The organism is Mycobacterium sp. NGS62 (assembly GCF_059812285.1).
This window is the reverse complement of the sequence record NZ_JCALCK010000035.1, coordinates 1-4,078: the sequence shown is the minus strand read 5'-3', so window position 1 is coordinate 4,078 and position 4,078 is coordinate 1. Positions and strand designations below refer to the sequence as shown.

The 4,078-nt window shown below is 66.9% G+C and carries 3 protein-coding genes and 2 pseudogenes; all 5 read left to right on the top strand.

What is annotated here, in order from left to right; genetic code table 11:
• Nucleotides 1-544, top strand: a pseudogene (locus AC5Y49_RS24415) (IS256 family transposase); the annotation flags it as partial.
• Between the two features lie 107 nt (nt 545-651).
• Nucleotides 652-1,704, top strand: coding sequence for a tyrosine-type recombinase/integrase (locus tag AC5Y49_RS24410; protein ID WP_499891957.1), 1,053 nt, complete (start codon nt 652-654; stop codon nt 1,702-1,704).
• A gap of 2 nt (nt 1,705-1,706) precedes the next feature.
• Nucleotides 1,707-2,024: a helix-turn-helix domain-containing protein gene (locus tag AC5Y49_RS24405; RefSeq protein ID WP_499891956.1), complete on the top strand. Its 318-nt coding sequence runs from the start codon at nt 1,707-1,709 to the stop codon at nt 2,022-2,024.
• A 563-nt stretch (nt 2,025-2,587) separates the two neighbouring features.
• The gene (locus tag AC5Y49_RS24400) at nt 2,588-3,637 is read left to right on the top strand and encodes a site-specific integrase (protein WP_499891955.1); all 1,050 of its coding nucleotides are present in this window, start codon (nt 2,588-2,590) and stop codon (nt 3,635-3,637) included.
• Nucleotides 3,638-3,685: 48 nt separating this feature from the next.
• Nucleotides 3,686-4,078, top strand: a pseudogene (locus AC5Y49_RS24395) (IS256 family transposase); the annotation flags it as partial.

Below are 4,078 nucleotides of genomic sequence, written 5' to 3'. Positions count from 1 at the left end.
TGTCGAAATCGCTGACCACTTGGGCTATGAGCACGGCGATCCGGTCGGGCACGGCTCGGGCAACTCCCGCAACGGCCATGGCCGCAAAACCGTGCTGACCACCGCCGGCCCGGTCGAACTCGAGGTCCCGCGGGATCGCAACGGCACCTTTGCCCCCGTGATTGTGCCCAAACGCAAACGCCGCCTGGGCCAGGTCGAAGACATGATCTTGTCGTTGTATGCGCGCGGGATGTCGACCCGCGATATCACCGAGCACCTGGCTGAGGTCTACGGCGCGCAGGTCTCGGCGGCCACCGTTTCCCGCGTCACCGACGTGGTGGTCGACGAGATCGCGGCTTGGCAATCCCGGCCGGTCGATCCGGTGTATCCGATCCTGTATATCGACGCCATCCGCATCAAGATCCGCGACGGCGGCGTGGTGGCCAATAAGGCCGCCCATGTGGTGATCGGCGTCGATGTCGACGGGATCAGGCAGGTGCTGGGCATCTGGATCCAGCAGACGGAAGGATATGGAACGAGCACAGGTTCGATTCCCCGGATTCGTGCTGCTGTCTGAGGTTTTCCCACCGATTGGCGTGTCGCTGATCCTCAAGGCGTAAGCCCGCGAGTTAAGGTACTGCCTCGAAACCTCAGGTGCGAGGAAGGTGCGCGGTGGGCGACGGGCGGCTGCGGGTGATCACCGGCCAGGTCGCGCCAGTCGTGCAGACGCAAGATCCGCAGCGGTTTCAGGCCGAATGTGTGGAGGCCTTCGTGGCGTCGTGGACCGCACGGGGATTCGCCGAATCGACGATTGCTAACGACGTCGGCGTGCTGGAACGGATGCTGGCAGCACTGGGACGACCGGCGTGGGAGGTGACCGCCCAGGACGTCGACCGGGTCGTGGGCGAGCTGGCCAGCTCGGGTCGAGCGGTATCGACGCGGCGGAACTATCTGCAGGTGTTCAAGGGCTTTCACCGATTCCTTGAGGTCCGCAAAGCGGCAGAGATCGAGGCTGCGTTCGGGGTGCGGCTGGCCTGTCCGCTCGACGAGTTCAACGCCGCCCGCCATGTCAGCGACGACTCACCGAGCGCGGATGCCCCGCCGACTCCGGAGCGGGTAGGCGCCTTCTTCGAGTTCCTCAAGGGTCGGATCGCGACCGCCCGTAAGTACGCGCCGGCCGCACGCGATTATGCGCTGTTCCGCACGCTGTATCACGCCGGGCTGCGGTCGGAAGAAGCGGTGATGCTCGACCGCTCGGACGTGCACTTTGGGCGCGGCACGTTCGGCAAGCTGCACGTGCGGTTCGGCAAGGGCGCCAAGGGGTCCGGGCCACGACCGCGATGGGTGCCGATGCTGGACGGGCTGGATCTGGTGGTGCGCTGGTATCTCGATGACGTGCGCGGCCGGTTCCCGGATAGTCCGGTGCTGCTGTGTGAGGAGTCCGGCGGCCGGATGGCAGCGGCCACGATCCGCAACCGGCTGCGGCATTTGATGAGCGTGGAGGGACGGCCCGAAGCTGAGTGGTTTAGCCCGCACGGGATGCGCCGGGCCTGCGCCACCCACAACTATGAGCGTGGCGTGGATCTCGTTGCTATTCAACAACTTTTAGGACACTGGACAGTCGCATCGACCATGCGGTACGTGCGCCCGTCGGAAACCTTCATCGAGGACGCCTACCAGCGCGCTATCTCAGCGACGCTGAGTGAACTGACCGGGCAGGAGTGAGCATGCAGATCAGGTGGAAACTGCGGATGGCCGCCGCTCAGCGTGAGGTTTGGACCGGGGTCCAGCTGCAACGGGTGCTGGCCGAGAAGGCCGGATTGGAGCTGTCCTCGGCATCGGTGTCGGCGTTGTTCACCAAGCAACCCAGCCAGCTCAAGCTGTCCACCCTGATTGCGTTGTGCACCGCGCTGGAGTGCACGCCCAACGACCTGTTCGACATCGACACCACCCCACTCGCACAACCGATTTCGCCGAAGCCGGCCAAGGTCGTGGTGAACGACGCTCAGGCGTCGCGGCGTGGCCGGTCGATGCCGCCGATCTGATCGTGACCCGACGGATCCGGGACTGCCCGCGGTGTGGCCGCGCGGTTGGCAAGCCCGACCGTGACCTGTGTGCTCGATGCCACTGGGCAGCCGCTCACGCGCCGGTCAAGCATCCTTGCCCGCGCTGCGGCATCGAGCGGGTCCTGCAGCCAGACACCGGCCACTGCGTGCGCTGCTCGCGCGCCTGCCAGATCTGCGGGGCGCCGGTGCTGTTCGTCGACCGCGATATCTGCAAGGACTGTGTCCGACGACAACGGCGCGACGCCGATCGAGCCGAGTGCCCGCGTTGCCGCAAACACAGGGTCCTGCGATCTGATACCGGTTGGTGCGGGCCGTGCTCACATCCGGGCCGGCCACCGAATCGAGACGCCGCCTGCGTCGACTGCGGGCGGGTCACCCGACTGACCGGTGCCGGGCGGTGCCGGTCCTGTTGGGCGCGCTCGCCGCACAGGATCCCGGTTTGCGCCGCCAATCTGGCTGCAACACTGGATGATCCACCTGACTGGCTCGGCGACTTCGCCGCCTACCTGGTCGGCCGTCACCATCCCAGCCGTGCTTGCGCCATGCTCAGCCGACTCGGCAAGCGCATGCTCGACGATTCCCCGGTGCACCCGCAGGCACTGCTGGAAGCCGTCGCCGCCGACGGGCCACTCGCACGGGCTCTGGAAGACTTCCTCACCGCGAGCAAGCTGGCGCTGCGGTCAGACCACGACGAGCGCCGCGCCGCCGCCCGCCGACAGTCCCGCATTGACGCCGTGCCCGAACCATTGCGGCCAGCGGTGGCCAGGTTCGCCGAGCACCTCGTCGCCGGCCGCGATCGCGCCCGCCGCATCGGCGCTCACCCGCGCGGGCACGCCACGCTCGAGGCCCGGCTCACCGCGATACGCGACTTCGCGCAGTTCCTGACCGCCCGCCGCGGCAAGGCCGACTGGGCCACCATCGAGGTCGGCGACATCGAGGCGTTCCTGCACGCTCATCCCAGCCGACGCGCCTCCTACCTGACCGGGCTACGCCAGTTCTGCCGCTACGCTCGCGGGCGCCGACTGATGCTCATCGACCCCGCCGCAGAGTTGAAAGCACCGCAGACCATGGCATTTCGCGGCCCTACTCTTCCCGCCGACCGCCAGCGCGAGCTGTTCCAACGATGGAGCACCGACCCCGACGTGCACCCCCACGAGGCGTTCGTCGGACTGGCCGCCCTGCTCCACGGCGCCACCACCCAAGAACTGCAACACCTGACCGACGCCGACGTCGACCACGATCGGCACCGCATACGGCTGGGTCGCCGACCACAGCCCACACCATTGGACCCGTGGACCTGGACAGCGCTGCAACGCTGCCTCGAGCGCCGAAAAACACTCGGCAGCAACAACTCCCACCTGCTGATCACTATGCAGACCAAGGCCACCCGAGCGCCGGCCTCTGACGGCTATGTCAAGACCACCCTGCGCGAGGTCGGCATCCAACCCCGCATCCTGCGCTCCACCCGACTGGTCGACCTGGTCGGCACCGTCGACCCCAAACTCGTCGCCACCGCCTACGGCATGCGCCACGAGGCCGTCATAACCTACCTGGCCGACCACGTGGACACCGCCCGCCTACCGAACCCGTGACAATTCAGGCGGCGCCTTGCACATGTTCGCGCGAACCCGTGCGCTTTCGCCAAGTTCTGGCATGGGGTGCTTACCGAGCTGCGCAACCGGGGGTGTCGCGATGCGCTGTTTGTGTGCTGCGACGGACTGACCGGGCTACCGGAATCGATCACCGCGGTGTGGCCTCAAGCCATCGTGCAAACGTGCGTCGTGCATCTGCTGCGTTCGGCAATGCGCTATGCCTCCTACACCGACCGCAGAACAATGGCCGCCGCGCTGCGGCCGATCTACACCGCGCCGACCGAAGAGGCCGCCAGGCTGGCCATGGAGGACTTCCGCGCCCAATGGAAAACCAAATCCCCCGGTGCGGTCGCGGTCTGGGACCGCGCCTGGAGCGACTTCGTGCCGTTTTTGGCGTTCCCACCCGAGATCCGCAAGATCATCTACACGACCAATGCCATC

What these genes read in the sequence shown, in the direction of transcription:
- AC5Y49_RS24405 (WP_499891956.1), top strand. Translation starts at nt 1,707, where the DNA reads ATGCAGATCAGGTGGAAACTGCGGATGGCCGCCGCTCAGCGTGAGGTT.
- AC5Y49_RS24400 (WP_499891955.1), top strand. Translation starts at nt 2,588, where the DNA reads ATGCTCAGCCGACTCGGCAAGCGCATGCTCGACGATTCCCCGGTGCAC.